Here is a 25,359-nt window from a genome sequence, read left to right as displayed (position 1 = left end):
TTTATGTACAACGTATCCAAGCCAACCCTCGACGATCTTCCTTCATCGAAACAACTGCTGCGCTCGACGTTTATTGCACTCGTCGCTGCCATCGCAATTCTGGTCGCCATCGTCCTTCCCTCCGAGCATGCGATCGATCCAACAGGAATTGGCCGCGTACTCGGCCTGACGGAAATGGGGGGAATCAAAACGCAGTTGGCCGAAGAAGCTGCTGCCGACGCCGCAATGGATGCGGCCAAGGCCGTTGCCGTGACGACTGGGAATGCAGGCACCGTCGTGCCTGCACAGGCGCAAAGTACCGCACAGGTGACGAACGATTCTGCTTGGCGCGATGAAATGCGCGTCGTACTCAAGTCCGGCCAAGGGGCCGAAGTGAAGTTGAGCATGAAGGCCGGCGAACAGGCCGAGTTCAGTTGGACTAGCGAAGGCGGCGTAGTGAATTTCGATACCCACGGCGATGGCGGCGGACAGTCCATCAGCTATGAAAAAGGTCGAGCTGTGCCCGCAAGTGATGGCGTGATCCAGGCCGCCTTTAATGGCAATCACGGTTGGTTCTGGCGGAACCGTGGCGATGCTGATGTAACGGTGATTGTTCGCACTCGCGGCCAATACGCGGAAATGAAGCGTGTCTTGTGATTGGCAAATTGGTTACGGGCACATGTCCCATGCACTCCGGCTTTCCTGCCATGCCAATTGCATGGCAGGAAGTCGAAGTTTCCCGCCCTGCCACGTAGGCCGGGCCTTACCCCAGGAGATATTGAAATGAACATTCGTCCGGTTTTGATTGCAGCTCTAGCTAGCGCCTCGCTCGCTTCGCCATTCGTGATGGCCCATACCGGCGGGCATGACGACGATGCGAAGGCCATACCGAAGACATGCGAGCAATTGGCAGATACGAAGCGGTATATCAGTGACGTGGCTTATCCCGAAGTGAAGAAGCTGAAAGAGCAGTGCGACGCCGCGAAGAAGAAGCCAAACGCGGCACAGTCTCCCGCAGCCCGCGGTTCATCCAACGACGGCAACTGATTGTTCAGAGCGTAGCCGCGACTCACAGGTCGCGGCTACCGCCTGCGATGCGCACTCGTGGGAGCTATTGGGAGCTATTCGTCTATGGAGTTGAGACATCTGAAATACTTTCTCGCCGTAGCGGAGGAGCTTCACTTCGCTAGGGCAGCGGAGAAGCTGCACATCGAACAATCTCCACTTTCTCGTGCCATTAAGGAGCTAGAGGAGGAACTAGGTGTTGTGCTGTTTGCCCGCACCACACGCAGCACCCGGCTAACACGTGCTGGCAAGCTGTTTCTGGAGCATGCCCGCCGGGTATTCGCTGTTCTGCAACAGGCGCGCGACAGCGTAAAAGCAGCAGCCAATGGATTTCACGGTCAGTTGCGGGTGGCCTTGTCGGACGGTATTACACCATCGCGCCTTCCGGCAGTGCTCGCCCTATGCCGACAGGAAGAACCTGAAGTCGAAATTCGCTTTTCCGAAGTGCCGTTGTCGCAACAAATCAAGGGGCTACATGACGATCTTTATGACGTAGGATTCGCGCAATCAGACGAAGTGGGCGATGGCATCGTCGCTATACCAGTCTGGAGCGATGCGCTCATGGTGGCTGTGCCGGCTCGGCATCCTCTGCTGGCACATAAGCGCATTCCGTTGGAGGAACTGCTCCGCTACCCTCTGGTTCTATGCGACCCGCAGGTTTGCGAAAGCCACGCGAAACACGTTGATCGGATACTGCGCCGGGCGGACATGGAACCCTTGATCGCGGAGCGCGTGGCCTCCTGCGATTTGATGATGGCGCTTGTATCGGCCGGCTTCGCGCTTGGGCTTACGGGTGCAGCACATATTACAGCCAGCAGAGAGCCGGGGGTGGTGGCTCGTCCCCTGGCATCACGTGTCCCACCCCTGACAACCTATCTGCTGCACCCTATAGGCGAACCATCGGAGGTTCTGGCCCGATTCATTGAGCGCGTACAGGCCATCGAATCTCTGGAATCTCCCAGGCCCATGCTGGGCCGCAATCTTGATCCCCCGGAGGAACCTGCGCCATGAAGAAGATCATTCCGTTCTTACTGGTGGCGGCGTTGACCGCCTGCGGCCAGTCCGAAACGCCTCAGAGGGCCAACACCACAGAAGCGAATGTCCCGTCGGTGGAAGAACTGGCGGCCAACCCCGAACGGCTCAAGGAGCTTCGCCAGCAGTGCAAGACCGATCGCCCCAAGCTGGGCGACGTGCTGTGCAACCGAGTGGCTGAGGCCACACGCAAGCGGTTCTATGGCGACGGTGAAACGCCGTACACGCCGCCGAAGGAACCTCCCAAGTTCTGATTGTCGGCGGCTCGCCGCATCACCTTCATTTTTCTGCTCGACACGCCGCAATGCGCCTGCGCTTGCGGCGTTATTCTTTGATTCGCCGTCGCACTCATTCTGTCTTTTTGCTCGACCTTTCTGCTGAAAACGGTCTTTGACCGGCACCGACCCGGCACCGATTCTGACGCTTGCGGCACGCCTTTGTGCCGCTTCTTCCATGAGGAATCAGCTCAGGAGAAATCGGAGGCCAGGTCATGCAAGGGACGAGCGTGCTGTTCGGTCAGATCGCCGTGGTATTTGGCATCGTGATCGCCGGAGTGTGGGGCGCCACACAATGGACAGCAGCAGCCCTTGGCTACCAGCTACGCCTTGGCTCGCCCTGGTTCGATCTTCTCGGCACGCCGATCTACCACCCATGGCGCCTGTTCGAGTGGTGGTTCTTCTTCGACGCCTACGCGCCGCGCGTGTTCGACACCGGCGGCGCCATCGCGGGCGGCAGCGGCCTGCTGGCGGTGGTGGTCGCCATCGGCATGTCGATCTGGCGCTCGCGGCAGTCGCGCCTGGTCACGACCTACGGCTCGGCCCGTTGGGCGAACGCGGATGACATTCGCAAAGCGGGCCTCACGCTGCCGGCCGGCGTGTTCCTGGGCCAGCACGACCGCCAGTACCTTCGCCACGAAGGCCCGGAACACGTCCTGACCTTTGCGCCTACGCGATCGGGCAAGGGTGTCGGCCTCGTGGTGCCGACACTGCTTTCCTGGCCTGCATCCGCCGTCGTCCACGACATCAAAGGCGAGAACTGGCAGATCACCGCCGGCTGGCGCTCGCGCTTCTCTCATTGCCTGCTGTTCAACCCCACGGATGCGAAGTCGGCGGCCTACAACCCGCTGCTGGAGGTGCGGCGCGGCGCGCATGAGGTGCGCGACGTTCAGAACATCGCGGACATTCTGGTCGATCCCGAAGGCGCGCTGGAGCGCAGGAACCATTGGGAGAAAACCAGCCACGCGCTGTTGGTCGGTGCGATCTTGCATGTGCTCTACGCCGGCGAGGACAAGACGCTGCGCGGCGTCGCCAACTTCCTGTCCGACCCGGCCAGCCCGTTCGAGCTGACCTTGCACCGGATGATGACCACGCCGCACCTGGGCGATGGGCCGCATCCGGTCGTCGCCTCTGCGGCGCGCGAAGTGCTCAACAAATCGGACAACGAGCGTTCTGGCGTGTTGAGCACCGCCATGTCGTTCCTCGGTCTGTACCGCGACCCGACGGTGGCCGAAGTCACCTCGCGCTGCGATTGGCGCATCGCCGACCTGATCGCTGCCGAGCATCCGGTGTCGCTGTACCTGGTGGTGCCGCCTTCGGACATTTCGCGGACGAAGCCGCTCATTCGCCTGATCCTCAACCAGATCGGCCGGCGCCTCACCGAATCGCTCGACGGCTCCGACGGCATCGAGCGCCGCCACAAGCTGCTGTTGATGCTCGATGAGTTCCCGGCGCTGGGGCGCCTGGACTTCTTCGAGACGGCGCTGGCCTTCATGGCCGGCTATGGCATCCGCAGCTTCCTCATTGCGCAGTCGCTCAATCAGATCGACAAGGCGTATGGGCAAAACCACTCCATCCTCGACAACTGCCATGTGCGCGTGACGTTCGCCACGAACGACGAACGCACCGCCAAGCGCATCTCCGAGACGCTGGGTACGGCCACCGAGCTGCGCGCCCAGCGCAACTATGCGGGCCACCGGCTGGCGCCGTGGCTCGGGCATCTCATGGTGTCGCGCCAGGAAACGGCCCGACCGCTCCTCACGCCCGGCGAGGTGATGCAGCTTCCGCCCGACGAGGCCGTGGTGATGGTGTCCAGCGTGGCGCCGATCAAGGCGAAGAAACTGCGCTACTACGCGGACGCCAATTTCAAGCGTCGCGTGCTGCCACCGCCCACGCTGGCGAACCAGCAGTACGCCGACGCGCCGCCGTCGCGGCCCGACGACTGGAGCGGGCTGGCGATTCCGTCCGTGCCCGCTGCACCTGCCACGGCATCCGCCGATGGCCTGGAGAACTCGGCTTCGGCCGACGACGGCGGCCCGCGCCGTCAGCCCGAACTCTCCGAAACCGTCGCCTACGACCCCGAGCTGGCCGCGCCCGCGGCCGACCTTGGGCTACTCGATGACGACGACGATTTGCCGCTTCCCCTTCCTCGCCAGCTCGATCCAGCCATGCAGCGCACGGCCCGGCTGGCTTCCCTCGACCCCAACGACGGAATCGAGCTATGAGCCACTACCGCCTCAACTTGTTCATCCAGCCGGAGCACGCCAAGCGCCTGGACGAGCTGGCCGCCAAGAAAGGCGTGTCCAAGTCGTCCATTGTCGCGGCGGCGCTCGCATCGTGGCTGTCGCCCGACGCTGCCGACCAGCGCGAGGCGGCCATTGCCAAGCGGCTGGATCGCCTCTCGCGCCAGGCCGAGCGAATGGAGCGCGACCAGAACATCGCCATCGAAACGCTGGCGCTGTTCATCCGCTACTACCTGACCGTGAGCACGCCGGTTCCCGAGGCGCACCAAGACGCGGCACGCGCGCAGGGCAAAGCGCGCTTCGAGCAGTTCACCGAGAAGCTTGGCCGCCACCTGCTGCGGGGCCGCAGCTTGGTGCGCGACGTGGTGGAGGAACTGCATCCCGATCCGATGCGGATGGAGGACGCGGCGGCAGCCGCCCAAGCGCGGGAGCGTGCGTCATGAGCGCCGTTCCCCAATCCATAACCGCCACGTCGCTCGACCGCCGCATCCAGATGCTGCGCACGGCGATGGGGCCGCTGATCGCCGCCGCGCTCGAAGACCCGGACGTGGTGGAGGTGATGCTGAATCCCGATCGCACCCTTTGGGTGGATCGGCTTTCCAGTGGGCGCGCGCCGATGGGCGTGGAACTGCCCGAGGCGGACGGCGAGCGAATCATCCGCCTCGTGGCCGCCCACGTTGGCGCGGAAGTGCATCGCGGCCAGCCGCTGTTGTCCGCCGAGTTGCCCGAAACGGGCGAACGCTTCGAGGGCATCTTGCCGCCGGCAGCGCCGGGGCCGGTCTTCGCGCTGCGCAAGCGCGCCATCGGCGTGATTCCGCTGGAGCGGTACGTCATCGACGGGATGATGACCAGCGCGCAAGCGGGCTTTCTCGTTCGCGCCGTGCGCGAGCGGCAGAACGTGCTGATCGCCGGCGCCACCAGCAGCGGCAAGACCACGCTCGCCAATGCTTTGCTCGCCGAAATCGCCGCCACCGGCGACCGCGTGCTGGTGCTCGAAGACACGGTGGAGCTGCAATGCGCGGCCCGCGACCACGTTCCCCTGCGTACCCGCGCAGGCGTGGTGTCGATGACCGAGCTGGTTCGCTCGTCCATGCGCCTGCGGCCTGATCGCGTCGTCGTTGGCGAAGTGCGCGGCGCCGAGGCACTGGATCTCATCAAGGTGTGGGGCACAGGCCATCCGGGCGGAATCGCCACGATCCATGCCGGCTCCGCGCTCGGCGCGCTGCAGCGCCTGGAGCAACTGATTCTCGAAGTGGCGGTGAATCCGCCCCGTGCGCTGATCGCCGAAGCGGTCAACGTGGTGATCCACATCGCCGGGCGCGGGCGCAAGCGCCGCATCGAGAGCATCGCTCGCGTCGTCGGCTTCGACGGCGTGGGCTACCAACTGGCGGACGCGCTGGAAACGCCGTTTCCCGAGCTGCCGCCACTTCCCGATGCCGCACCCGCTGCGGCGACTTCCCCATCCCCTGACTCACTTGGAGAACTGCCATGACGCAGATGACCATTCCTGCTTTCCGTTTTTCTGCAAATCCGGCTTTGCGTCTTGCGCGGCTGCGCTGCCTGGCCCGCCCTGCGGGGCAAGGGCTGCTGCTGGCCGCGCTGCTGCTGTTCCTGGCCGGAACCGCACAGGCCGCCGGTTCCTCGATGCCGTGGGAAGGCCCGCTGCAATCCATCCTCGAATCCATCCAGGGGCCGGTGGCGCGAATCGTCGCGGTCATCATCATCATCGCCACGGGCCTCGCGCTGGCTTTCGGCGACACATCCGGCGGATTCCGCAAGCTGATCCAGATTGTCTTCGGTCTATCCATCGCCTTCGCCGCTTCGAGCTTCTTCCTGTCGTTCTTCAGCTTCTCCGGCGGGGCGGTCGTATGAGTGCCCCAGACACCTTCGCGGACGGTTTCGAGGTGCCGCTGCATCGCTCGCTGACCGAGCCGATTCTGCTGGGCGGTGCGCCGCGCACCGTGGCGATCGCCAACGGCACGCTGGCCGCCGCTGTCGGGCTGGGCCTGCAACTGTGGATTCCCGGCGTGGTGCTCTGGATCGTCGGCCATTCTTTGGCGGTGTGGGGTGCGCGCGTCGATCCGCAGTTCATGCAAGTCTTCGCCCGGCACATCAAGCATCGCCCGCTGCTGGACGTGTGAGGGGAGGACGCCGCGATGCTGAACCTCGCCGAATACCGCCAGCGCCCGGCCTTACTTGCCGACTGGCTGCCCTGGGCCGGGCTGGTCGCGCCGGGCGTCGTCTTGAACAAGGACGGCAGTTTCCAGCGCACGGCCCGGTTTCGCGGGCCTGACCTCGACAGCGCGACGCAAGGCGAGCTGATCGCCACATCGGCGCGGTTGAACAACGCGCTGCGCCGTATGGGATCGGGCTGGGCGCTGTTCATTGAAGCCGAGCGCCGTCCCGCTGCCGACCATCCGCACTCGGAGTTTCCTGAGCCGCTGTCGTGGCTGGTGGACGAGGAACGCCGCGCCACCTTCGAGGACTCTGGCAATCACTTCGAGAGTGGCTATCACCTGACGCTGGTGTACCTGCCGCCCGAGGAATCGCGCGCCCGCGCGGCGGGGATGCTGTACGAGAACCGGCCCACCGATGGCGTGGACTGGCGCGAGCGCCTGACGGCCTTCGTGGCGGAAACAGATCGCGTGTTCGACCTGCTCGATGGCGTGATGCCGGAAATCGCCTGGCTCGATGACAGCCAGACGCTGAGCTACCTGCACGCCACCATCTCGACGCGGCGCTACCGCGTCGGCGTGCCCGAAGTGCCGTTCCACATCGACGCGCTGCTGACCGACTCCGCGCTGGTCGGTGGCCTGGCACCCATGCTGGGCGACCAGCACCTGCGCGTGGTGTCGGTGCGGGGCTTTCCGACCTCGACCTGGCCGGGGATTCTGGACGACCTCAACCGCCTCGGTTTTGCCTACCGCTGGAGTACGCGCTTCCTCTGCCTGGACAAAGCCGAGGCGGAAAAAGAACTTTCCCGTCTGCGCCGCCAGTGGTTCGCCAAGCGCAAGAACGTCATCGCGCTGCTGCGCGAAACGATCTTCCAGCAGGAAAGCCCGCTGGTCGATACCGACGCCAACAACAAGGCCGCCGACGCGGACGCCGCCCTGCAGGAGCTGGGAAGCGATCAAGTCGCCTTCGGCTATCTGACGGCGACCGTCACCGTCATGGACGAGGACGCCGCCGTCGCAGACGAGAAGCTGCGCATGGTGGAGCGCGTCATCCAGGGGCGGGGCTTCGTGACTATCCCCGAAACGCTCAACGCCGTGGATGCGTGGCTGTCGTCCATTCCGGGCAACGCCTACGCCAACGTGCGCCAGCCCATCGTCTCGACACTGAACCTGGCTCACATGATGCCGGTGTCGGCGGTATGGGCCGGGCCGGAGAAGAACGACCACCTCGACGGCCCGCCGCTGATCGTCACGCGCACCGATGGCGCCACGCCGTTCCGGCTGGTGACGCACATCGGCGACGTGGGCCACACGCTGGTCGCGGGGCCGACTGGCATGGGCAAGTCGGTTCTGCTCGCCACGCTGGCAATGCAGTTCCGCCGCTATCGCGGCTCGCGCATCTTCGCGTTCGACATGGGCCGCTCCATGCGGGCCGCGATCCTCGGCCTGGACGGCGAGCACTACGACCTGGGCACGGATGGCGAAATCGCCTTCCAGCCACTCGCGCGCATCGACCGTGAGGGCTACCGCACCTGGGCCGCCGAATGGATCGAAGGCCGCTTGCTGCACGAAGGCGTGGCGGTTGGCCCCGACGAGAAAGCGGCCATCTGGTCGGCGCTCGGCAGCCTCGCCGGTGCGCCGGTGGAGCAGCGCACGATGACGGGGCTTTCCGTGCTGCTGCAATCGAACGCGCTGCGCCAAGCGCTCGCGCCCTATGTGCTGGGCGGCGCGCACGGCAAGCTGCTGGACGCCGATCACGACCGGCTCGGCATGGCCGACGTGCAGTGCTTCGAGATGGAGGAGCTGATGCACAGCAAGGCCGCCGTCATGGCCGTGCTGCATTACCTCTTTGCGCGTTTCGATGAACGCTTCGACGGCGCGCCCACGCTGCTGATCCTCGATGAAGCGTGGCTATTCCTCGATGACCCGGTGTTTGCCGAGCGTATCCGCCAGTGGCTCAAGACGCTGCGCAAGAAGAACGTCAGCGTCATCTTCGCCACGCAGAGCCTCGCCGACATCAAGGATTCGAGCATCGCGCCCGCGATCATCGAGAGCTGCGCGAGTCGGATTTTCCTGCCCAACCCGCAGGCCACCGAGCCGCAGATTCGCACGATCTACGAGGGCTTCGGCCTCAACAGGCGGCAGATCGAAATCGTCGCCACCGCGCAGCCCAAGCGCGACTACTACTACCAATCCCGTCTCGGCAACCGCCTGTTCGACCTCGACCTGGGGCCGGCGGCGCTGGCCTTCGCGGGCGCGTCCACGCCGCAAGACCAGCGCGACATAGACCGCCTGCTGCTGGACGCCGGCGCACCCGGCTTCGCGGGCGCTTGGCTGCGCCATCGCGGCCTCGATTGGGCGGCCGACCTGCTGCCCTCGTTCCCCGGCCTGGCGCCGGGTTCCCTCCGTACCACCGACCACCCACAGGAGAGCCTGTCATGAAGAAGCGCCTTATCGCCGCCGCCGTCGCGGCCATGCTTTGCACCGCCACCGCTCATGCGCAATGGGTCGTGGTCGATCCCACGAACCTCGTGCAGAACACGCTGACCGCGATCCGCACGCTGGAGCAGATCAACAACCAGATCCAGCAGCTCCAGAACGAAGCACAGATGTTGATGAACCAGGCGCGCAACCTCGCCAGCCTGCCGTCCAGCGTGGTCGGCCAGTTGCGCGCCAATCTGGCAACGACCGAGCGGCTGATCGCCCAGGCCCGAGGCTTGGCCTATGACGTGACGAATCTGGATCGGGAGTTCGCACGCCTGTATCCCGAGCAGTACGCCGCCACCGTCAGCGGCGACCAGATGTACCGCGACGCACAGGAGCGTTGGCGGAACACGCTCAACGGCTTGCAGACCACGATGCAGATGCAAGCTCAGGTGTCGCAGAACCTGGGTGAAGACGAGAGCGTGCTGGCCGATCTCGTTGGCAAGAGCCAGTCGGCCGAAGGTGCGTTGCAGGCGATGCAGGCCATGAATCAGTTGCTGGCCTTGCAGGCCAAGCAGTCGATCCAGTCGCAGCGGCTCCAGATCACGCAAGACCGGGCGGCGTCGCTGGAGCTGGCGCGGCAGGCGGCGGCCACGGAGCGCGCCCGCGAAGTGCGGCGGCGCTTCCTGGGCGAAGGGACGCCGTACACGCCGCAGTCCGTGAACTTCTACGGCAACTGACGGGAGGCCGCCATGCGATGCGTCCTCGCCCCGTCTGTTGTGGTGCTTGTCGTGCTGCTGGCCGCTTGCGGCAAGCAGCCGGCCGACAACCTTGCCGATGCCCTGGCCGTCGATCCCGTGCGGCTCAAGGCATTGCGCGCGCAATGCGCGGCCGACCGGCAGGCCACGGGCGAGGACGCTTGCCGTGCCGCCGCCGAAGCCTTCCGGCGGCGCTTCTTCTCCGGCAAGGCCGGGCCGGATGAATACCAGACGCTGGCCGACCTGCCGCCGATCCCGCCGAGCTTCGATGAACCGGCCGATGGCATGGCGCCGGCCGTTCCCGCCGAGCCGGAGAACACGCCATGAATGACGTGACCATCATCGACCAGTTCCTCAACACCTTTGCCGCGTATATCGACTCGGGTTTCGGGCTGCTGCGGGGCGAAGTGGCGTTCCTCACGGCCACGCTGATCGTCATCGACATGACGATCGCCGGCCTGTATTGGGCCATGAGCCATGCCACCGGTCAGGGCGAGGACGTGATCGCCAAGCTTCTGCGCAAGGTGCTGTACGTCGGCGCCTTCGCCTACATCATCAATAACTTCAACTGGCTGGCCAGCATCGTATTCCGCTCGTTTGCGGGATTAGGCATAACCGCCACCGGCTCGGCCATCACGATGGAAAACTTCTTGCAGCCGGGCCGGCTGGCGAAAACCGGCATCGACGCCGGGGCGCCGATTCTGGAGCAGATCGGTGAGATGGCGGGCTTTCCCGAAGTATTCGTAAACCTCGACCCCATCGTGGTGATGTTCCTCGCGTGGCTGGTCGTGGTCTTGTGCTTTTTCGTGCTGGCGATCCAACTGTTCATCACGCTGATCGAGTTCAAGCTGACCACGCTCGCCGGATTCGTGCTGGTGCCATTCGCGCTCTGGAACAAGACCGCGTTCCTCGCGGAAAAGGTCTTGGGCAACGTGGTGGCCTCCGGCGTCAAGGTTCTGGTGCTGGCCGTGATCGTCGGTATCGGCTCGGGCTTGTTCGCTCAGTTCCAAGTCCATCCCGCCGAGCCGTCTATCGACCACGCGCTGGTCATCATGCTGGCCTCGCTCACCTTGCTGGCGCTCGGGATCTTCGGCCCCGGCATCGCCACGGGCCTCGTGTCCGGTGCGCCGCAGCTCGGCGCTGGCGCAATGGCCGGTGCTGCTGTCGGCGCTGCCGGCACGGCCGTCGCCATCGGCGCCGCCGCGACGGGCGTAGGTGGCGCAGTCATGGCCGGGGCGCGCATGGCGCCTGCCGCCGCCAAGCTTGCCGGCAGCGGCGCGCGCGCCGCCACGTCGGCGGCCAGCAGTGCGAAGTCGGCGTTCCAGGCCGGTTCCGCCGCCGCTGGCGGCGGCGCAAAGGGCGCGATGGCGGGCCTAGGCAACGTCGCCAAGACCGGCGCGCAGTCCGCCGGACGCGCCGCAGCATCCCGTGCTTCCGCTGCCGGGCAGCGGATGGCCGCTCCGTTCCGTGCTGGCTGGAATGGCTCGACGGCCGACGCTGGCGCGTCAACCGGTCAAGCCTCCGCAGGAGAAGCCCCCGCAGGCGGCGCCGCTGCACAGAAGCCGGAACAACCCGCCTGGGCCAAGCGGCTGCATCGCCGCCAGCAACTCACCCACGCCGCGACCACCGCCGCGCACACGCTGCGCGGCGGCGACGGTGGCGGCTCGGGGCAAGGCCCGAGCCTGCGCGGCTCCGACGACTAAAGCGATTCACAAGGAGAACTGACCATGCGATTCAGAAAACCGCAGGTGCGCTATGCCGGCACGCCGCAGCCTGCCACGCCGTACCAAGCTGCCGGCCAGGTGTGGGACGACCGTATCGGCTCGCCGCGCGTGCAGGCGAAGAACTGGCGCCTGATGGCCTTCGGCTGCCTGACGCTCGCGCTGCTGATGGCCGGCGGCTTGGTGTGGCGCTCGGCGCAGTCCATCGTGACGCCCTACGTCGTGGAAGTGGACAACGCGGGCCAGGTACGCGCGGTCGGCGAAGCCGCCACGCCGTACCGGCCCAACGATGCGCAGACGGCGCATCACATCGCGCGTTTCGTGACGCTGGTGCGCTCGCTGTCCATCGACCCCATCGTCGTCCGCCAGAACTGGCTCGACGCCTACGACTACACGACCGACAAGGGCGCGGCCGTGCTCAACGACTACGCACGGGTCAACGACCCGTTCGCGCGCATCGGCAAGGAGTCGGTGACGGTGCAGATCACCAGCGTCGTGCGCGCCAGCGACACGTCTTTCAACGTGCGCTGGACGGAACGCCGATACGTCAACGGTGCCGCGGCGGGCTTGGAGCGGTGGACGGCCGTGGTGTCCATCGTGCTCCAGCCGCCACGCACCGAAGAACGCCTGCGCAAGAACCCCCTGGGCATCTACGTCAACGGCCTGTCGTGGAGCCGTGAACTGGATTCTTCCGAAGGAGCCAAGCCATGAATGATCTTTTCCGTAAATCCGCCTTGCCGTTGATCCTGCTTTCCCTCGCGGGCTGCGCCACGCAGGGCAAACCGCCGCCGACCATCTCGCTCGATGAGCCAGTGCAGGCCCAGCCGCTGCCGGAGCCGCCCGCGCCGGTGGAAGTGGTCAAGGTGCCCGAGCCGCTGGCGCTGCCGGCGCAGTTGAAGCCATTGCCCGAGGCAGAGGACGCCAAGGCCGCGCCGGAACCGGCCGACGAGAAGGTGCGCGTCTCGCGGGCCAATACGGAGGCGCGCGTCGCGCCCACGCGCGAGGGCTACGTCAATGCGATTCAGGTCTGGCCCTTCACTGACGGTGCGCTGTATCAGGTCTATGCGGCCGTGGGCCGCGTGACCGTGATCGCGCTCCAGCCGGGCGAGGAACTGGTGACGGTGGCCGCCGGCGATACCGTGCGCTGGATCGTGGGTGATACGTCCAGCGGTAGCGGCGCCGACCTGCGCGTGAACGTGCTGGTCAAGCCAATCCGTTCGGCCCTAAAGACCAATCTCGTCATCACCACCAGCCGCAGGACGTACCTTCTGGAGCTGGCTTCTACGGAAAAGACGTGGATGGCGTCGGTGTCCTGGGAGTACCCGCGCGACCGGATGCTGGCTTTGCAGCGCCAAGCGCAGGCGGCCAGCGCCGCCGCGCCGGTGGACTCCGGCTTGTCGCTGGAAAACCTGCGCTTCCGCTACGCGGTCAGCGGTAGCAACCCGCCGTGGAAGCCGCTGCGCGCGTTCGACGACGGGCAGAAGGTCTATATCCAGTTCCCCGCCGGCATCGCGCAAGGCGAGCTGCCGCCGCTGTTCGTGATCGGGCCGGAAGGCGACGGGCAACTGGTCAACTATCGCTTCCGCTCGCCGTACTACATCGTGGATCGGCTGTTCGGCGCCGCCGAACTCCGCCTGGGCGGAGACAAGAGCGACGTGGTGCGAATTGAACGCACGGACGGCGTTGCGCGGAGGAACTGACCATGAGCCAGGACGACACCCCCGACCTCGCCACGCCGCAGGCGGGCAAGGTTGCGCCGGAGGCGGTGGCGCTGCGCGCCCAGCCACGCCCGGTCACGCGCCTGAATCGGCGCACGCTGGCCATCCTCGCCGGCGGCCTGTCGGTCGCCGTGCTTGGGGCCACCATCTGGTCGCTGCAACCGCAGCGGCGCGGAGCCAACGAGCAGACCGAGCTTTACAACGTCGATCGCGTCTCGAAGTCCGAAGGGCTGGATGCGCTGCCGACGGACTACTCGAAGCTGCCGCCAGCCTTGCCGCCCGATGTGCCCGAACTGGGGCCGCCGTTGCCCGGCGACCTTGGTCCGGCCATCGTCGCTTCGCAGCAGCCGGTGACGCCGGGCTATTCGCCGCCAGGCCATGATCCCGAAGATGCCTTGCGCAAGGAGGCGGACGCGGCGGCGGCCTCGTCGGTGTTCTTCCGCTCGGGCGGCCAGGGTCAGGGCCAGGCCGCCGCCACGGTCGCGCAAGCTGCGCCGGGTGCGCCTGGTGTTGCAAACACACTCGCGGCCTTCGATCCTCTCGCTGCCGGGCCTGCCTCGACAGCGGCCCAGCCCGCCGACCCGACCGCCGTGCAGAACCGGCAAGACCAGAAAGAGGCATTCCTGAAAGCCGGTTCTACGGAAACCCGCAATTCCGGCCATCTGGCGCTGCCCGCATCGCCCTATCAGGTGATGGCCGGAACGGTGATCGCGGGTGCGCTGGTGACGGGCATCCAGTCGGATTTGCCGGGCGACGTGATCGCCACGGTGACGGAGCCGGTCTATGACACGGCCACGGGCAAGTTTCTGCTGATCCCGCAGGGCTCGCGCATCCTTGGCAAATACAACAGCCAGGTCAGCTACGGACAAAGCCGCGTGCAGGTGGTGTGGAATCGCGTCATTCTGCCCGACACATCCTCGCTGACGCTGGACAACCTTGTCGGCACCGATCCGGCCGGCTACTCCGGCCTGGAAGACGACGTGGACTGGCATTGGAATCGCATCGTTGCCGGCGCGGTGCTGACGACGTTGCTGGGCGTAGGTGCCGAGCTGGCCGCGCCGGAGAACCGCCAGGATGGCAACCGCATCGTCATCGCCGGGCGCGATGGCGCACAGGACAGCATCAATCAGGTCGGCCAGGAAATCACCCGGCGCAACATGAATATCCAGCCGACGCTGACCGAGCGGCCGGGCCTGCCCGTGCGAATCATCGTCAACCGGGATCTGGTGCTGCGGCCGTACCAGCCGCTGTTCTTCAATCGGGGAGCTTCGCAATGAGCACGACCAAGAAGCTGCGGCTCGGGCCGCTGCCCAAGACCGAAAGCGTCAAACTGACCTTTGCCTGCCCAGCCAGCTTGAAAGCCGACCTCGACCGCTACGCCGCGCTGCACGCGCAGACCTACGGCGAGGCGGTTGATGCCATGACGCTGATCCCGCACATGCTGGAGGCGTTCATGGCGGGGGATCGGGGATTCAGGAAGGACACGGCGACCCGGAGCGCGCCATCGAAGCCGACATGATGGCGTCGCATACCAACGGCATCCATCGAACGCGCAGCCCCAGGCTGCGCGTTCTTCATTCTGGATGCCGCTATGTCTCTTGGGCTATGATGACGCGACAGGCCCGCCGTTCCTCGGCAATCCAGCACGACACAGTGCGATGCGGCTTTCTCCCCCGACGCTCTTATGTGGCTCCTAGCCGACGAAGCCGTGGTTCTGCAAAGCGGCCGCGAAAAGAGCTAACCTACTGTCCCATATATGGTTTCAAGCCTTACGTGCTTTGCACGCAAGACTTGACACCGGCACTTTTTTGTCCTCGCGCCGCGGTGGCCGGCGCCGCACCCGGCGCGCCGCCCGCCTTTTTACAAGGGTCGTGTAACGTCCCCGTCCGGCTTCGCAGCACCGCCGCTTGCCGATTCGAGGTAGCCCAGCAGCCGGTGCGGCGTCAACGGCTTCGCGCAGTGCGCGTCGAAGCCGGCTTCCTTCGCCCGTTCGCAATCGCGCCGCGATGCGAGCCCGCTGCACGCGACCAGCAGCATGTCCGACGTTCGCGGATCGCGCCGCAGCAGCGTCGCGAGCTGCAACCCGTCGAGGCCCGGCATCGCGATGTCGAGCACCACCGCGAACGGCTGCCAGTCGCGCGCGACGTCGCACACGGCGAACGGATCGTCAGCGACCCGGCACTCGAAGCCGCGCGCCTCGAGCAGCAGGCGCAGCGCATCCGCCGCATCGCGATAATCGTCGACGACCAGCACGCGGCGCGGGCGGCGCGGCACGCTGTCGGGGTCGCGCCACAGCAGCACGTCGTCGGCGGCCGGATCGTCGCCGGGATCGGGTTGCATCGTGCTTCTCCTGTCGTTGGACCGGCTTGCGCCGCAAGGCGCGCGCCCATACCGACTGCATGCGGCATGCCGGTTGCTGCATGTTTCGCATCGTCGACCCTGGAGTCCTTCATGCGCGCGATGCGGTTTCAAGCGTCCGGTTTGCGTCCCTCTGCGCGTGCGACCACGTGCGCGCCGGCATGTTCCGCGCGATCGCGGCGCGCCGCTATTTCGGCCTGCACCGGAGGCGCCGCATGACCCGCAAAGCACCCGACCGTCCGACGCCGACGCCGGCCGACGACGATGCGCCGTCCACGCTCGACGCATGCCGCCGCTGCGCGCTGTGGGAAGACGCGACGCAACCGGTGCCGGGCGCCGGGCCCGTCGACGCGCCGATCATGCTCGTCGGCGAACAGCCGGGCGACCAGGAGGACCGCATGGGCCTGCCGTTCGTCGGCGCGGCCGGCCGCATGCTCGACCGCGCGCTCGACGAAGCGGGGATCGAGCGCACGCACGTCTACCTGACGAACGCGGTCAAGCACTTCAAATGGGAGCCGCGCGGCAAGCGGCGGCTGCACAAGACGCCCGCGCAGCGCGAAGTGGCCGCGTGCCACTACTGGCTCGAACGCGAGCTGCAAGCGGTCCAGCCGCGCGTGGTGGTCGCGCTCGGCGCGACGGCGCTGCGCGCGGTGCTGCAGGACAACGACGCGACGCTGGAGCGCACGCGCGCACCGGTGCGCACCGAGGACGGCCGGATCGTCGTCGCGACCTATCACCCGTCGTACGTGCTGCGCACGCGCGGCGCCGATTCCCGCGAACACGCGTACCGCACGCTGGTCGACGCGCTGCGCACCGCGTCGCGGCTCGCGCGCGAGCGGCGCCACGGCGGCGCACGCCCGTCGCACGGGGACGCCGGATGAGCGGACTGGACGAAGACGCGCGGCCGGCGACCGAGGCGTCGCCGCCCGCCGCGACACCGTGGTATCGGCGGCTCGGCCCCGGGCTGCTCGCGGGCGCGTCCGACGCCGATCCGAGCAACGTCGCCGTCTATGCGCAGGCCGGCAGCCAGTTCGGCTTCAACATGCTGTGGATGATCGTCGTCACGCTGCCGATGATGGTCGCCGTGCAGCTCGCGTCGGCGTTCATCGGGCGCACCAACCGCGAAGGCCTCGTCGCCGGCATCCGCGAGATGTTCTCCGAGCGCCTCGCGAAAGGGCTGATCGCGATGGTCGTGATCGTCAACGTGGTGAACGTCGGCGCGGATCTCGCGGCGATGGGCGACGCGACGGCGCTCGTCGTCGGCGGCCGCAGCTACTGGTATGCGCCGGTCTACGGCCTGGCGTCGCTCGCGCTGCAGGTGCTGATGTCCTATGAGCGCTACGCGCGCTGGCTCAAATGGATGACGCTCGGGCTGCTCGCGTACGTGATCGAACTCGGCTTCGTGCACGTCGACTGGGGCAACCTGTTGCATGCCATCGCGCTGCCGCACATTTCGTTCACGCACGACTACGCGACGACCGCGGTCGCGGTGCTCGGCACGACGCTGAGCCCCTACCTGTTCGTGTGGCAGGCCGCGCTCGAGGTCGAGGAAACCCAGGCCGAGCGCCGCAACGGCGATACGTCGTGCGCGCCGGGCGCGCGCCGCGAGACCGAGCAGCGCATCACGTTCGATACGTGGACCGGCATGGTCGTCACCAACGCGGTGTCGTTCTGCATCATGGTGATCGGCGCGGCCGTGTTCTTCGCGCACGGCCGGCACGACATCGGCAGCACCGCGCAGGCCGCCGAGGCATTGCGGCCGATCGCCGGCGAAGCCGCGTTCCTGGTGTTCGCGTTCGGCATCGTCGGCTGCGGACTGCTCGCGATTCCCGCGTTCGCGGGCAGCGCCGCCTACGGCTGCGCGGAAGCGTGGCGGTTTCGCGAAGGGCTGAACGAGCCGGTGCGGCGTGCGCCCGCGTTCTACACGGTGCTGGCGCTGTGCGTGATCGTCGGCATCGCGATCTGCTTCAGCCCGATCGACCCGATCCGCGCGTTGTACTGGAGCGCCGTGCTCAACGGCGTCGCGGCGGTGCCGATGCTCGTGCTGGTGATGCTGCTCGCGCGAAAGCGCGACGCGGCCGGCCGGCCCGGCAGCGGCCCGGTATCCAGACTGTTCGGCTGGCTGGCGGTCGCGCTGATGGCGGCGTCGGTGGTGACGATGATCGTCGACATGCTGACGTGAGGATCGAAACAGCGGGATGAAAGCCGTTGCGGACGCAACCGGCTCGACCGGCAGGCGGGCAGCCGCGCCGCCCGCCTGCCCGGGGCGTTACATCATCTTGCCGCGCGAGCGCTCGGCACGTGCCGCATCCGCGGCGGACTCCACCTTCTTCACTTCCTCCGGCGGCGGCAGCACCGCCTTGAAGCCCATCGACTCGATCCACATCTCGCGCGCCCAGCCACGCGTGTGATACAGGTGATGATCCTCGTCGGCCTCCACCTCGTCGTGCGCGGCCTTCAGCGCCTTCGCGGCGTCGCTGTCGGGCAGCTGGTCGGCCGCATAGCCGATCAGCTCCCAGTTCAGGTGATCCTTGGTTTCGGCGAGCACCACGCACTCGGCCGCGACCACCTGCGCGACCGCCGGATCGGCCTGCTTCTTCGCCTGCTCGATCACCTGCACCAGCGACTTGCCGGTGGCGGCCACCGCGGCGCGCCCCGGCGATTGCGCATCGGGATCGAGGCCGAGTGCGGCGAACACGTTGCGCAGCACCTCCTGGTGGTGCAGCGTCTCGCGATGGTACTTCTCCCATTCCTTGTGCAGGTCCTCGTCGGTCGCGCACTGGAGCGCGGCCTCGTAGATCTGCGCGCCGCCAAGCTCGGTCTCGTATGCCTGGCAGAGCAGTTCGAGGATACCTTCGTGCTTCGATTGCCGTTGGGCCATGACTGCTTCTCCGAAAAAGCGGGCCGCCCGTGCGGCCCAGGGGTGGAACCGGGCGCGCGTTATTGCGCGCCCACCTTGCGTGCGAGCGTCTGCGCCATGCTCAGGTGATGCTTGAGCGTCGGCAGCGTGGATTTGGCGAATGCGCGCAATTGCGCGTCCTTGCCGTCGCGCGCTTCGTCCTCGAACAACGCGACCGCCTTCTGGTGCGCGTCGGGGCCGGCCGCCGCGAGATACGCGGTGTCGAAGTCGTGCCCGCTCTTGCCGCGCAGCGCCTCGACGTCAGGGTCCGAGATCTGTTCGACCTGCGGCTTCATGCCCTTGCGTGCGGCGAGCTCGGTGAGCTTCGCGTTCGCCTTGCCATGATCCGCGACCATCCGTTTCGCGAATGCTCGCACGTCCGCCGACTGCGCCTGCTTCAGCGCGAGCTGGCTGGCCTGCACTTCCGCCTTGCCGGCCATCGCGGCCTTGTCGACGAACTCCGCATCGGCGCCCTTCGGCGCTTTCGCGATGCCGGGGTCGCCGGCGGCGCCCGCGCCCGACGACGGGTTGATCACGCCGCCCGGCACGTGCGAATTCGATGCGGGCGGCTCGCTCGGCATCTGCGCGCGGGCGAGCCCCGACACGGCGAGCACGCCGGCGGCGAGCGCCGCGATCGTCCAGTTGGGTTGTCTCATCAGCTTTCTCCTGGTGCTTGCGTGGAAACGGCCATCAACCGCCGACGATCGAGCCGCCGTTCGGGTGCAGCGTCTGCCCGGTCATGTAGCTCGCGCCGGCCGACGCGAGCAGCACGTAGCAGTCGATCAGTTCGTCCGGTTGCCCCGGCCGCTTGAGCGGCACGTTCGAGCCGAATTTCGCGACCTGCTCGGGCGTGAACGTCGACGGAATCAGCGGCGTCCAGATCGGCCCCGGCGCGACCGCGTTCACGCGGATGTCGCGTTCGGCCAGCTCGATCGACAGCGACCGTGTGAACGCGACGATCGCGCCCTTGGTCGCCGAGTAGTCGGGCAATTTCGGGCTGCCGTGATACGCGGTGACCGACGCCGTGTTGACGATGCGACCGCCCGCCTTCATGTGCGGCAGCGCGGCCTGCGTGCAGAAGAACATTCCGTACACGTTGGTGCGGAACGTGCGTTCGAGCTGTTCCTCCGACACGTCCTCGATGCCCGGCTGCGGATGCTGCTCGCCTGCGTTGTTCACGAGCACGTCGAGCCGGCCGAGCCGTTCGACCGTGCGGGCCACCGCGTCGTGCGCCTGCCGGCGATCGCCGACGTCGCAGGCAATCGCCTCGCAGCGTCGGCCGGTCTGCTCGATCAGTTGCCGGGTATGCGCGGCGTCGTCGGATTCCTTCAGGTAGACGATCGCGACGTCCGCGCCCTCCTTCGCGAAACCGATCGCCACGGCGCGGCCGATCCCGCTGTCGCCGCCCGTCACGAGCGCGACCTTGCCGGCAAGCTTGCCGCTGCCCACGTAGTCGGCCGCTTCGTCGCGCGGCTTCGGATGCATGTCGCGCTCGGTGCCCGGCTGATGCGTCTGTTTCTGCGGTGGCGGCGTCTGTGCAGTGGTCATGGGGTTCCTCCTTGAACGGGTGCCGCCGATGCTGCGCAAACGGCGTGCCGCGCGCGGCGCACGCCGGCCCGCGCACGGCGGCCGTGTTTTCAGGGTTGACGTTGCAAGCGTCTGGAAAAACGGCGTCGTCAGCGGGGGCCGCCGGACGGGACTTCGTCGGGCCGGCGCACCGGATCGAAATCGCGCCATTCGCCGTCCTGCCAGTCGCCTTCGACGCGCTCGATCGACTTCGCGCCGGTCGCGCGCAACACGTCTTCGGCGGTCGTCGCGGTGTCGGGCGTCACGCGCGCGGCGAGAATCACGCCCGTTTCGCTCTGCGCGAGCGTGCCCTTGCCTTCGGCCTGCTCGCCGCGCATGCGGCCGAGCGCGCCGCCGAATGCGCCGAGATAGGCGCCGGCCAACGCGGCGGCGGCCGGCACGAACCAGTAGCGCAGGCCGAGCGCATAGGCGATCAACCCGATGACGACGCCGATCAGCAGCCCGCGGATCGCGCCGATCATCGCGCCGCGACCGCCCGGTTTCGCCGCGGTGTCGGCATACACGTCGCCGCCGATCGGGAAGCGCGCGTGCTGGCCGCCGGGGTTCAGGAAGAAGATCGACACGTCGTCCGGCCCGAACGCGCGCTCGTAGAGGTGACGCGCCCCACCTTCCGCTTCATCGAACGTCGTGAAACGGCCTGCGACGATCATCGCCATGGTCGTGCTCCTCATGATGGATGCGCCGCGCGCGCGAGCACGCGGCGCGATGGGCGACGCTCACATCAGCCGCCCGAGCTCCTTCGATACCGATGCGGGCGTGTCGTACTCGCGCTCGGGAATCTTGCGCAGCATGTCGAGCACCGCGCGGTCCGCGTTCGAGCGTTCCGCGCACTGCACGACGTCCGCCTTGCTGGCCGGATAGTCCATTCCCTTCAGCGCCTTCTGCACGTCGACCGGGCTCGGCGGCTTGCCGTGCCCCGTCTGGTGCCCGCCCTTGTCGTGGTCCTGCTGGGTGCGCTCGCCTTCGTGCGCGCGCGAGTGGCTGTACTCGTGGCCCGTGTGTTGTCGGGATGTCATGAACGCCTCCTTGGAAAATGAACGAAATCACGCGGACGACCGGCGCGCACGCGCGAACGCGGCAAACACCAGCGCCGCCGCGCCCAGCGCGACCGCGCCGGCGACCTTGGGCCGCTGCACCACCGTGTTGTACGCACAGCTGCGCAGCACCGGCCCCTCCATGCCTTCGCGCTCGTGCAGCGCGTGGCGCGAGTCGTACAGCGCGTTGTCGTCGCGCGGCCGCGCCGGGCGCACCGTGCGCTGGCCGCGCGAGAACAGCGTGGCCGCGACGCGGTCGAACAGGCGCGGCGCGTGGTACGCGCTCGCCGACGTGAACTTGGCGGCGCCGCCGACGAACAGCGTGCGGCGCGGATGCGCGGCCGCGAACAGGATCGCGTCGGCCACCAGGTCGGGGTCGTAGATCGGCGGCGGCAGCTTCGCCTCGACGTTCATGTAGTTCTTCGCGTGCATCACGAACATCGTGTCGATCGCGGCCGGCTTGATCAGCGTGACGGACACCGGCAGGTGATCGGCTTCCATCTCGAGCCGAAGCGAATCGGTGAAGCCCTTCACCGCGTGCTTCGACGCGACGTACGCGCTTTGCAGCGGCACCGGCGCGTCGGACGCCTCGCTGCCCATGTTGATGATCGCGCCGCCGTGGAAATCGCTCTTGCGCCGGAAATGGTCGGCCGCGACGAGCGAGCCGTGCACGACGCCCCAGTAGTTGGTGTCGAACAGCCGGCGCTGATCCTCGAGCGGCACCTGGGCCGCCGTGCCGAAGATCGATACGCCCGCATTGTTGATCCAGGTGTCGAAGCCGCCGTAGGTGTCGGCCGCCGCCGCGGCCGCGCGCTGCAGATCCTCGACGTTGCCGACGTCGCCGGCGACCGGCACCGCGAGGCCGCCGTGCTGGCGGATTTCCTCGCACAGCGTGTTCAGCGCTTCCCCGTTGCGCGCGAACAGCACGAGCTTCGCGCCGCGCCGGGCCGCCTTGCGCGCGGTGACGAGACCGATGCCGCTCGTCGCGCCGGTAATCACGATCGTCTGTTCGCCGACCGGTTTGAGCATGCAGTTCATCACTGGACTCCTGTTACGGTCGCGTCGCGGTTATTTGGGCCGGATGGTCAACTGGTCGCGCACGTCCTGCACGCCGTCGACCTGCTTCACGACGCTGACGGCCTGCGTGCGCTGCTGCTCGTCGGGCACGCTGCCGGTGAGCGTCACGGTGCCGTGCCGCGTCTTCACGTGGATGTCGCCGGCCGACAGGCCGCTCGTGCCGACCAGCTCGGCCTTCGCCTTGGTCGTGATCGTCGCGTCGCGGATCTTCGTGCCGGTGCTCGAATGCGACGACGACGTCGACGACGATGCGGCGCCATCGTCGCCGGCGGCGACCGCGTTCGGCGCGACGACCATGCATGCGGTGGCCGCGGCGATCGCGACCGCCATGCCGGTGCGCATCGCGCGCTGATGGCGGATGCGCGGGGAGCGGGCTTGCAGCTGGAATACCTTCATCGTGACCTCCTTTTCATCGGGCCGGGCGAGCCGGCGGGTGAGCAGAGGTCGCGCAAATCGCGTGCCGCGCCGCGTGCGCCGCATGCCAGCGGGATGCCGCGATCAGACGCCCTTTCATCCAACGCGTTGTAAATTTTTCGGCACCCCGGGAAGCGGTTTTCCCCGCAATGCAGCGGGCATGCCGATTGCCGGGTCACCGACAACGGTGGCCCGTGTGCGCGGCCCCGATACCGGGAGCAATACCATGCAAAGAATCGCGTTGATCAGTGAACATGCGTCGCCGCTGGGGGTGATCGGCGGCGTCGATGCCGGTGGTCAGAACATCTACGTCGCGAACGTCGCGAAGCAGCTCGCGGAGCGCGGCCTCGACGTCGACGTGTACACCCGCTGCGACAATCCGCATTTGCCGGAAGTCGTGCCGATCGGCCCGCGCATGCGCGTGATCCACGTGCCGGCCGGACCGCCGACCGACGTGCCCAAGGAGCAGTTGCTGCCGTACATGGGCCCGTTCGCGCAGTACATGATCGCGCGAATGCGACGCGAGCCCGATCCGGTCGACGTGATGCACGCGAACTTCTTCATGTCCGGCGACGCGGCGCTGCGCGTGAAAAAGGCGCTCGGCATCCCGCTCGTCACGACGTTCCATGCGCTCGGCCGCGTGCGGCGGCTGCACCAGGGCACGGCCGACGGCTTCCCCGACGCGCGCTTCGCGATCGAGGACACGCTCGCGCGCCGCTCGGACCGCCTGATCGCCGAATGCCCGCAGGATGCGCTGGACCTGACGACGCACTATCGCGCCGATACCGCGCGCATCGAGATCGTGCCGTGCGGCTTCGACGCGCGGGAATTCCGGCCGGTGCCGCGCGTCGATGCGCGCGCGCGGCTCGGCTGGCCGCAGGACGCGTTCGTCGTGCTGCAACTGGGGCGCCTCGTGCCGCGCAAGGGCATCGACACCGTGATCGACGCGCTCGCACGCATGCCGCGCGACCCGCAGCGGCCGACCCACCTGTACGTGGTCGGCGGCAGCCAGGCGACGCCCGACCCCGCGCGCGACCCGGAACTCGCGCGGCTCGCCGCGTTCGCGCACGAACTCGGCATCGCGAACCGCGTGACCTTCGTCGGCCGGCGCGATCGCGACGCGCTGCACCTGTACTACAGCGCGGCCGACGTGTTCGTGACGACGCCGTGGTACGAGCCGTTCGGCATCACGCCGGTCGAGGCGATGGCGTGCGCGACGGCGGTGATCGGCAGCGACGTGGGCGGCATCCGCACGACGGTCGACGACGGCACGACCGGCTATCTCGTGCCGCCGCGCGACCCGGCCGCGCTGGCCGCGCGCCTCGTGCAACTGCGCGCGCAACCGGACCTGTGCGCGGCGCTCGGCCGCGCCGGCTACCTGCGCGCGCATCGCTTCTACACCTGGCAAGGCGTCGCCGACCGGCTCGTCGACATCTATCGCGACGTCGCCCACGCGCAGCGCGCCGGCACGTCGGCCGGCACCGGCCGGCGCACGCCGGTCGCCACCACGCGAGGCGTGCTCGCACACCGCAAGGAGAATACGTAATGAAGGGCTACGACCGAAAACGCGTCCTCGTCACCGGCGGCGCCGGCTTTCTCGGTTCGCATCTGTGCGAACGCCTCGTGACCGCCGGCCACGACGTGCTGTGCGTCGACAATTTCTACACGGGCACGAAGGACAACATCGCGCACCTGCTCGATGCGCCGAACTTCGAGCTGATGCGGCACGACGTGACGTTTCCGCTCTACGTCGAAGTCGACGAAATCTACAACCTCGCGTGCCCGGCATCGCCCGTCCACTACCAGCGCGACCCGGTGCAGACGACGAAGACCAGCGTGCACGGCGCGATCAACCTGCTCGGCCTCGCCAAGCGCGTGAAGGCGCGCATCCTGCAGGCCTCGACGAGTGAAGTGTACGGCGACCCGGACGTGCATCCGCAGGACGAGCACTATTGCGGCCGCGTCAATCCGACCGGCATCCGCGCGTGCTACGACGAAGGCAAGCGCTGCGCGGAAACGCTGTTCTCCGACTATCACCGCCAGTACGGGGTCGACGTGCGGATCGCGCGGATCTTCAATACGTACGGCCCGCGCATGCACCCGGCCGACGGGCGCGTCGTGTCGAACTTCGTCACGCAGGCGCTCGCGGAACAGCCGTTGACCGTCTACGGCGACGGCAAGCAGACGCGCTCGTTCTGCTACGTGGACGACATGGTCGACGCATTGATCCGGCTGATGGACGAACCGGGCGACGCGAGCGAGCCGGTCAATCTCGGCAGCGACGTCGAGATCGCGATGATCGACGTCGCGCGGGAAGTCGTGCGGATCGTCGGCGCAACCGTGCCGATCGAGTTCCGGCCGCTGCCGTCGGACGATCCGCGCCAGCGGCGGCCGAATCTCGCCGCCGCGCAGAAGCGGCTCGGCTGGCGCGCGACGACGACGTTCGCGAACGGGCTCGCGCACACCGCGCGCTACTTCATCCAGCGCCAGGTCACGCACCACACGCCCGGCGACCTCGTGCGCAGCACGCGAATCGCGTCGCATCTGCTCGCGCAGGTCCATACGCAGAACCGGCCGGCGCCGACCACCTGACGCGGCCGG

General features: G+C 67.4%; 29 protein-coding genes. 21 read left to right on the top strand and 8 right to left on the bottom strand.

Translation table 11 applies throughout. The annotated features are described in order from the left end of the window. Positions 1-3: 3 nt before the first annotated feature. From H0X95_RS14960 to H0X95_RS14880, 17 genes are all read left to right on the top strand, one after another. A complete protein-coding gene (locus H0X95_RS14960; protein ID WP_003104009.1) occupies positions 4-636 on the top strand; it encodes a hypothetical protein in 633 nt (210 codons plus the stop codon). Between the two features lie 126 nt (positions 637-762). Continuing rightward, the gene (locus tag H0X95_RS14955; RefSeq protein ID WP_126559609.1) at positions 763-1,026 is read left to right on the top strand and encodes a hypothetical protein; all 264 of its coding nucleotides are present in this window, start codon (positions 763-765) and stop codon (positions 1,024-1,026) included. 84 nt (positions 1,027-1,110) lie between these two features. Further along, a complete protein-coding gene (locus H0X95_RS14950) occupies positions 1,111-2,055 on the top strand; it encodes a LysR family transcriptional regulator (protein WP_003104006.1) in 945 nt (314 codons plus the stop codon). Continuing rightward, positions 2,052-2,330, top strand: coding sequence for an EexN family lipoprotein (locus tag H0X95_RS14945; RefSeq protein WP_003104004.1), 279 nt, complete (start codon positions 2,052-2,054; stop codon positions 2,328-2,330). Before H0X95_RS14950 ends, H0X95_RS14945 begins: the two co-directional genes overlap by 4 nt. A gap of 236 nt (positions 2,331-2,566) precedes the next feature. Then, positions 2,567-4,576 carry a conjugal transfer protein TraG gene (locus H0X95_RS14940; protein ID WP_003104002.1) on the top strand — a complete coding sequence of 670 codons (2,010 nt, stop codon included), beginning with the start codon at positions 2,567-2,569 and terminating at the stop codon, positions 4,574-4,576. After that, positions 4,573-5,037: a ribbon-helix-helix protein, CopG family gene (locus H0X95_RS14935; RefSeq protein ID WP_003104000.1), complete on the top strand. Its 465-nt coding sequence runs from the start codon at positions 4,573-4,575 to the stop codon at positions 5,035-5,037. The genes H0X95_RS14940 and H0X95_RS14935 overlap by 4 nt, the downstream gene beginning before the upstream one ends. Continuing rightward, positions 5,034-6,086 carry a P-type conjugative transfer ATPase TrbB gene (trbB, locus tag H0X95_RS14930; RefSeq protein ID WP_003103998.1) on the top strand — a complete coding sequence of 351 codons (1,053 nt, stop codon included), beginning with the start codon at positions 5,034-5,036 and terminating at the stop codon, positions 6,084-6,086. The genes H0X95_RS14935 and trbB overlap by 4 nt, the downstream gene beginning before the upstream one ends. Then, entirely contained in the window at positions 6,083-6,466 is a 384-nt protein-coding gene (locus H0X95_RS14925) for a TrbC/VirB2 family protein (protein WP_003103996.1), read from the top strand. Before trbB ends, H0X95_RS14925 begins: the two co-directional genes overlap by 4 nt. Continuing rightward, the gene (locus H0X95_RS14920; RefSeq protein ID WP_003103993.1) at positions 6,463-6,735 is read left to right on the top strand and encodes a VirB3 family type IV secretion system protein; all 273 of its coding nucleotides are present in this window, start codon (positions 6,463-6,465) and stop codon (positions 6,733-6,735) included. The genes H0X95_RS14925 and H0X95_RS14920 overlap by 4 nt, the downstream gene beginning before the upstream one ends. Before the next feature lie 15 nt (positions 6,736-6,750). After that, on the top strand, positions 6,751-9,210 hold the full coding sequence (gene trbE / locus H0X95_RS14915) for a conjugal transfer protein TrbE (RefSeq protein WP_003103990.1): 2,460 nt from the start codon (positions 6,751-6,753) through the stop codon (positions 9,208-9,210). Next, positions 9,207-9,932: a P-type conjugative transfer protein TrbJ gene (gene trbJ, locus H0X95_RS14910; RefSeq protein ID WP_003103988.1), complete on the top strand. Its 726-nt coding sequence runs from the start codon at positions 9,207-9,209 to the stop codon at positions 9,930-9,932. Before trbE ends, trbJ begins: the two co-directional genes overlap by 4 nt. Before the next feature lie 12 nt (positions 9,933-9,944). Next, positions 9,945-10,277, top strand: coding sequence for a hypothetical protein (locus H0X95_RS14905; RefSeq protein ID WP_010791835.1), 333 nt, complete (start codon positions 9,945-9,947; stop codon positions 10,275-10,277). After that, positions 10,274-11,653: a P-type conjugative transfer protein TrbL gene (gene trbL, locus H0X95_RS14900; protein WP_003158124.1), complete on the top strand. Its 1,380-nt coding sequence runs from the start codon at positions 10,274-10,276 to the stop codon at positions 11,651-11,653. The genes H0X95_RS14905 and trbL overlap by 4 nt, the downstream gene beginning before the upstream one ends. Positions 11,654-11,677: 24 nt before the next feature. Next, on the top strand, positions 11,678-12,382 hold the full coding sequence (gene trbF / locus H0X95_RS14895; RefSeq protein WP_003097768.1) for a conjugal transfer protein TrbF: 705 nt from the start codon (positions 11,678-11,680) through the stop codon (positions 12,380-12,382). Continuing rightward, a complete protein-coding gene (gene trbG, locus H0X95_RS14890; RefSeq protein ID WP_003097771.1) occupies positions 12,379-13,371 on the top strand; it encodes a P-type conjugative transfer protein TrbG in 993 nt (330 codons plus the stop codon). The genes trbF and trbG overlap by 4 nt, the downstream gene beginning before the upstream one ends. A 2-nt stretch (positions 13,372-13,373) precedes the next feature. Then, positions 13,374-14,666, top strand: a complete 1,293-nt coding sequence (locus H0X95_RS14885) for a TrbI/VirB10 family protein (protein WP_003097773.1) — start codon at positions 13,374-13,376, stop codon at positions 14,664-14,666. Continuing rightward, positions 14,663-14,908 carry a DUF2274 domain-containing protein gene (locus H0X95_RS14880; RefSeq protein ID WP_003097776.1) on the top strand — a complete coding sequence of 82 codons (246 nt, stop codon included), beginning with the start codon at positions 14,663-14,665 and terminating at the stop codon, positions 14,906-14,908. Before H0X95_RS14885 ends, H0X95_RS14880 begins: the two co-directional genes overlap by 4 nt. Before the next feature lie 341 nt (positions 14,909-15,249). Here H0X95_RS14880 and H0X95_RS14875 read toward each other — a convergent pair whose 3' ends face one another. Further along, complete coding sequence (locus H0X95_RS14875; RefSeq protein WP_059722863.1) at positions 15,250-15,729, bottom strand: response regulator; 480 nt, start codon at positions 15,727-15,729, stop codon at positions 15,250-15,252. 233 nt (positions 15,730-15,962) lie between these two features. Here H0X95_RS14875 and H0X95_RS14870 point away from each other — a divergent pair, with 233 nt between their 5' ends. Continuing rightward, positions 15,963-16,628: a UdgX family uracil-DNA binding protein gene (locus H0X95_RS14870; RefSeq protein ID WP_059723083.1), complete on the top strand. Its 666-nt coding sequence runs from the start codon at positions 15,963-15,965 to the stop codon at positions 16,626-16,628. After that, positions 16,625-17,929 (top strand): NRAMP family divalent metal transporter, encoded by a 1,305-nt coding sequence (locus H0X95_RS14865; RefSeq protein WP_049006772.1) that lies wholly within the window; start codon positions 16,625-16,627, stop codon positions 17,927-17,929. Before H0X95_RS14870 ends, H0X95_RS14865 begins: the two co-directional genes overlap by 4 nt. Before the next feature lie 87 nt (positions 17,930-18,016). Here H0X95_RS14865 and H0X95_RS14860 read toward each other — a convergent pair whose 3' ends face one another. The 7 genes from H0X95_RS14860 to H0X95_RS14830 all read right to left on the bottom strand — a co-directional run bounded on the left by H0X95_RS14860 (position 18,017) and on the right by H0X95_RS14830 (position 22,740). Next, positions 18,017-18,628 carry a hypothetical protein gene (locus H0X95_RS14860; RefSeq protein WP_006498349.1) on the bottom strand — a complete coding sequence of 204 codons (612 nt, stop codon included), beginning with the start codon at positions 18,626-18,628 and terminating at the stop codon, positions 18,017-18,019. A gap of 59 nt (positions 18,629-18,687) precedes the next feature. Further along, positions 18,688-19,302, bottom strand: a complete 615-nt coding sequence (locus H0X95_RS14855; protein ID WP_034203636.1) for a DUF4142 domain-containing protein — start codon at positions 19,300-19,302, stop codon at positions 18,688-18,690. Between the two features lie 34 nt (positions 19,303-19,336). Further along, entirely contained in the window at positions 19,337-20,194 is an 858-nt protein-coding gene (locus H0X95_RS14850) for an SDR family oxidoreductase (protein WP_006498351.1), read from the bottom strand. Positions 20,195-20,322: 128 nt separating this feature from the next. Continuing rightward, entirely contained in the window at positions 20,323-20,889 is a 567-nt protein-coding gene (locus tag H0X95_RS14845) for a hypothetical protein (RefSeq protein WP_059722861.1), read from the bottom strand. A gap of 60 nt (positions 20,890-20,949) precedes the next feature. Further along, positions 20,950-21,249, bottom strand: a complete 300-nt coding sequence (locus tag H0X95_RS14840) for a DUF2795 domain-containing protein (protein ID WP_006498358.1) — start codon at positions 21,247-21,249, stop codon at positions 20,950-20,952. 27 nt (positions 21,250-21,276) lie between these two features. Then, a complete protein-coding gene (locus H0X95_RS14835) occupies positions 21,277-22,305 on the bottom strand; it encodes an SDR family oxidoreductase (RefSeq protein WP_059722859.1) in 1,029 nt (342 codons plus the stop codon). Between the two features lie 30 nt (positions 22,306-22,335). Then, a complete protein-coding gene (locus H0X95_RS14830) occupies positions 22,336-22,740 on the bottom strand; it encodes a BON domain-containing protein (protein ID WP_006498360.1) in 405 nt (134 codons plus the stop codon). Between the two features lie 244 nt (positions 22,741-22,984). On the opposite strand from H0X95_RS14830, the gene H0X95_RS14825 reads away from it, so the two are divergent. Then, on the top strand, positions 22,985-24,304 hold the full coding sequence (locus H0X95_RS14825; protein WP_006498362.1) for a glycosyltransferase family 4 protein: 1,320 nt from the start codon (positions 22,985-22,987) through the stop codon (positions 24,302-24,304). After that, positions 24,304-25,350, top strand: a complete 1,047-nt coding sequence (locus H0X95_RS14820; RefSeq protein ID WP_006498363.1) for a UDP-glucuronic acid decarboxylase family protein — start codon at positions 24,304-24,306, stop codon at positions 25,348-25,350. Before H0X95_RS14825 ends, H0X95_RS14820 begins: the two co-directional genes overlap by 1 nt. Positions 25,351-25,359: the final 9 nt, after the last annotated feature.

The sequence above is a fragment of the Burkholderia sp. 9779_493 genome, assembly GCF_015712215.1.
GTDB classification, from domain to species: domain Bacteria; phylum Pseudomonadota; class Gammaproteobacteria; order Burkholderiales; family Burkholderiaceae; genus Burkholderia; species Burkholderia cenocepacia.
This window is presented reverse-complemented; position numbering and strand designations above follow the sequence as displayed.

Excerpts from the sequence above, each read along its gene's own strand:
- H0X95_RS14865 (WP_049006772.1), top strand. The coding sequence starts at position 16,625 with ATGAGCGGACTGGACGAAGACGCGCGGCCGGCGACCGAGGCGTCGCCG.
- H0X95_RS14925 (WP_003103996.1), top strand. The coding sequence starts at position 6,083 with ATGACGCAGATGACCATTCCTGCTTTCCGTTTTTCTGCAAATCCGGCT.
- H0X95_RS14845 (WP_059722861.1), bottom strand. The coding sequence starts at position 20,889 with ATGGCGATGATCGTCGCAGGCCGTTTCACGACGTTCGATGAAGCGGAA.
- H0X95_RS14875 (WP_059722863.1), bottom strand. The coding sequence starts at position 15,729 with ATGCAACCCGATCCCGGCGACGATCCGGCCGCCGACGACGTGCTGCTG.
- trbL (WP_003158124.1), top strand. The coding sequence starts at position 10,274 with ATGAATGACGTGACCATCATCGACCAGTTCCTCAACACCTTTGCCGCG.
- H0X95_RS14820 (WP_006498363.1), top strand. The coding sequence starts at position 24,304 with ATGAAGGGCTACGACCGAAAACGCGTCCTCGTCACCGGCGGCGCCGGC.
- H0X95_RS14835 (WP_059722859.1), bottom strand. The coding sequence starts at position 22,305 with ATGAACTGCATGCTCAAACCGGTCGGCGAACAGACGATCGTGATTACC.
- H0X95_RS14855 (WP_034203636.1), bottom strand. The coding sequence starts at position 19,302 with ATGAGACAACCCAACTGGACGATCGCGGCGCTCGCCGCCGGCGTGCTC.
- H0X95_RS14840 (WP_006498358.1), bottom strand. The coding sequence starts at position 21,249 with ATGACATCCCGACAACACACGGGCCACGAGTACAGCCACTCGCGCGCG.
- H0X95_RS14860 (WP_006498349.1), bottom strand. The coding sequence starts at position 18,628 with ATGGCCCAACGGCAATCGAAGCACGAAGGTATCCTCGAACTGCTCTGC.
- H0X95_RS14950 (WP_003104006.1), top strand. The coding sequence starts at position 1,111 with ATGGAGTTGAGACATCTGAAATACTTTCTCGCCGTAGCGGAGGAGCTT.
- H0X95_RS14880 (WP_003097776.1), top strand. The coding sequence starts at position 14,663 with ATGAGCACGACCAAGAAGCTGCGGCTCGGGCCGCTGCCCAAGACCGAA.
- trbF (WP_003097768.1), top strand. The coding sequence starts at position 11,678 with ATGCGATTCAGAAAACCGCAGGTGCGCTATGCCGGCACGCCGCAGCCT.
- H0X95_RS14830 (WP_006498360.1), bottom strand. The coding sequence starts at position 22,740 with ATGAAGGTATTCCAGCTGCAAGCCCGCTCCCCGCGCATCCGCCATCAG.
- H0X95_RS14850 (WP_006498351.1), bottom strand. The coding sequence starts at position 20,194 with ATGACCACTGCACAGACGCCGCCACCGCAGAAACAGACGCATCAGCCG.
- H0X95_RS14955 (WP_126559609.1), top strand. The coding sequence starts at position 763 with ATGAACATTCGTCCGGTTTTGATTGCAGCTCTAGCTAGCGCCTCGCTC.
- trbE (WP_003103990.1), top strand. The coding sequence starts at position 6,751 with ATGCTGAACCTCGCCGAATACCGCCAGCGCCCGGCCTTACTTGCCGAC.
- H0X95_RS14940 (WP_003104002.1), top strand. The coding sequence starts at position 2,567 with ATGCAAGGGACGAGCGTGCTGTTCGGTCAGATCGCCGTGGTATTTGGC.
- H0X95_RS14920 (WP_003103993.1), top strand. The coding sequence starts at position 6,463 with ATGAGTGCCCCAGACACCTTCGCGGACGGTTTCGAGGTGCCGCTGCAT.
- trbJ (WP_003103988.1), top strand. The coding sequence starts at position 9,207 with ATGAAGAAGCGCCTTATCGCCGCCGCCGTCGCGGCCATGCTTTGCACC.
- H0X95_RS14825 (WP_006498362.1), top strand. The coding sequence starts at position 22,985 with ATGCAAAGAATCGCGTTGATCAGTGAACATGCGTCGCCGCTGGGGGTG.
- H0X95_RS14945 (WP_003104004.1), top strand. The coding sequence starts at position 2,052 with ATGAAGAAGATCATTCCGTTCTTACTGGTGGCGGCGTTGACCGCCTGC.
- trbB (WP_003103998.1), top strand. The coding sequence starts at position 5,034 with ATGAGCGCCGTTCCCCAATCCATAACCGCCACGTCGCTCGACCGCCGC.
- H0X95_RS14905 (WP_010791835.1), top strand. The coding sequence starts at position 9,945 with ATGCGATGCGTCCTCGCCCCGTCTGTTGTGGTGCTTGTCGTGCTGCTG.
- H0X95_RS14960 (WP_003104009.1), top strand. The coding sequence starts at position 4 with ATGTACAACGTATCCAAGCCAACCCTCGACGATCTTCCTTCATCGAAA.
- H0X95_RS14870 (WP_059723083.1), top strand. The coding sequence starts at position 15,963 with ATGACCCGCAAAGCACCCGACCGTCCGACGCCGACGCCGGCCGACGAC.
- trbG (WP_003097771.1), top strand. The coding sequence starts at position 12,379 with ATGAATGATCTTTTCCGTAAATCCGCCTTGCCGTTGATCCTGCTTTCC.
- H0X95_RS14885 (WP_003097773.1), top strand. The coding sequence starts at position 13,374 with ATGAGCCAGGACGACACCCCCGACCTCGCCACGCCGCAGGCGGGCAAG.
- H0X95_RS14935 (WP_003104000.1), top strand. The coding sequence starts at position 4,573 with ATGAGCCACTACCGCCTCAACTTGTTCATCCAGCCGGAGCACGCCAAG.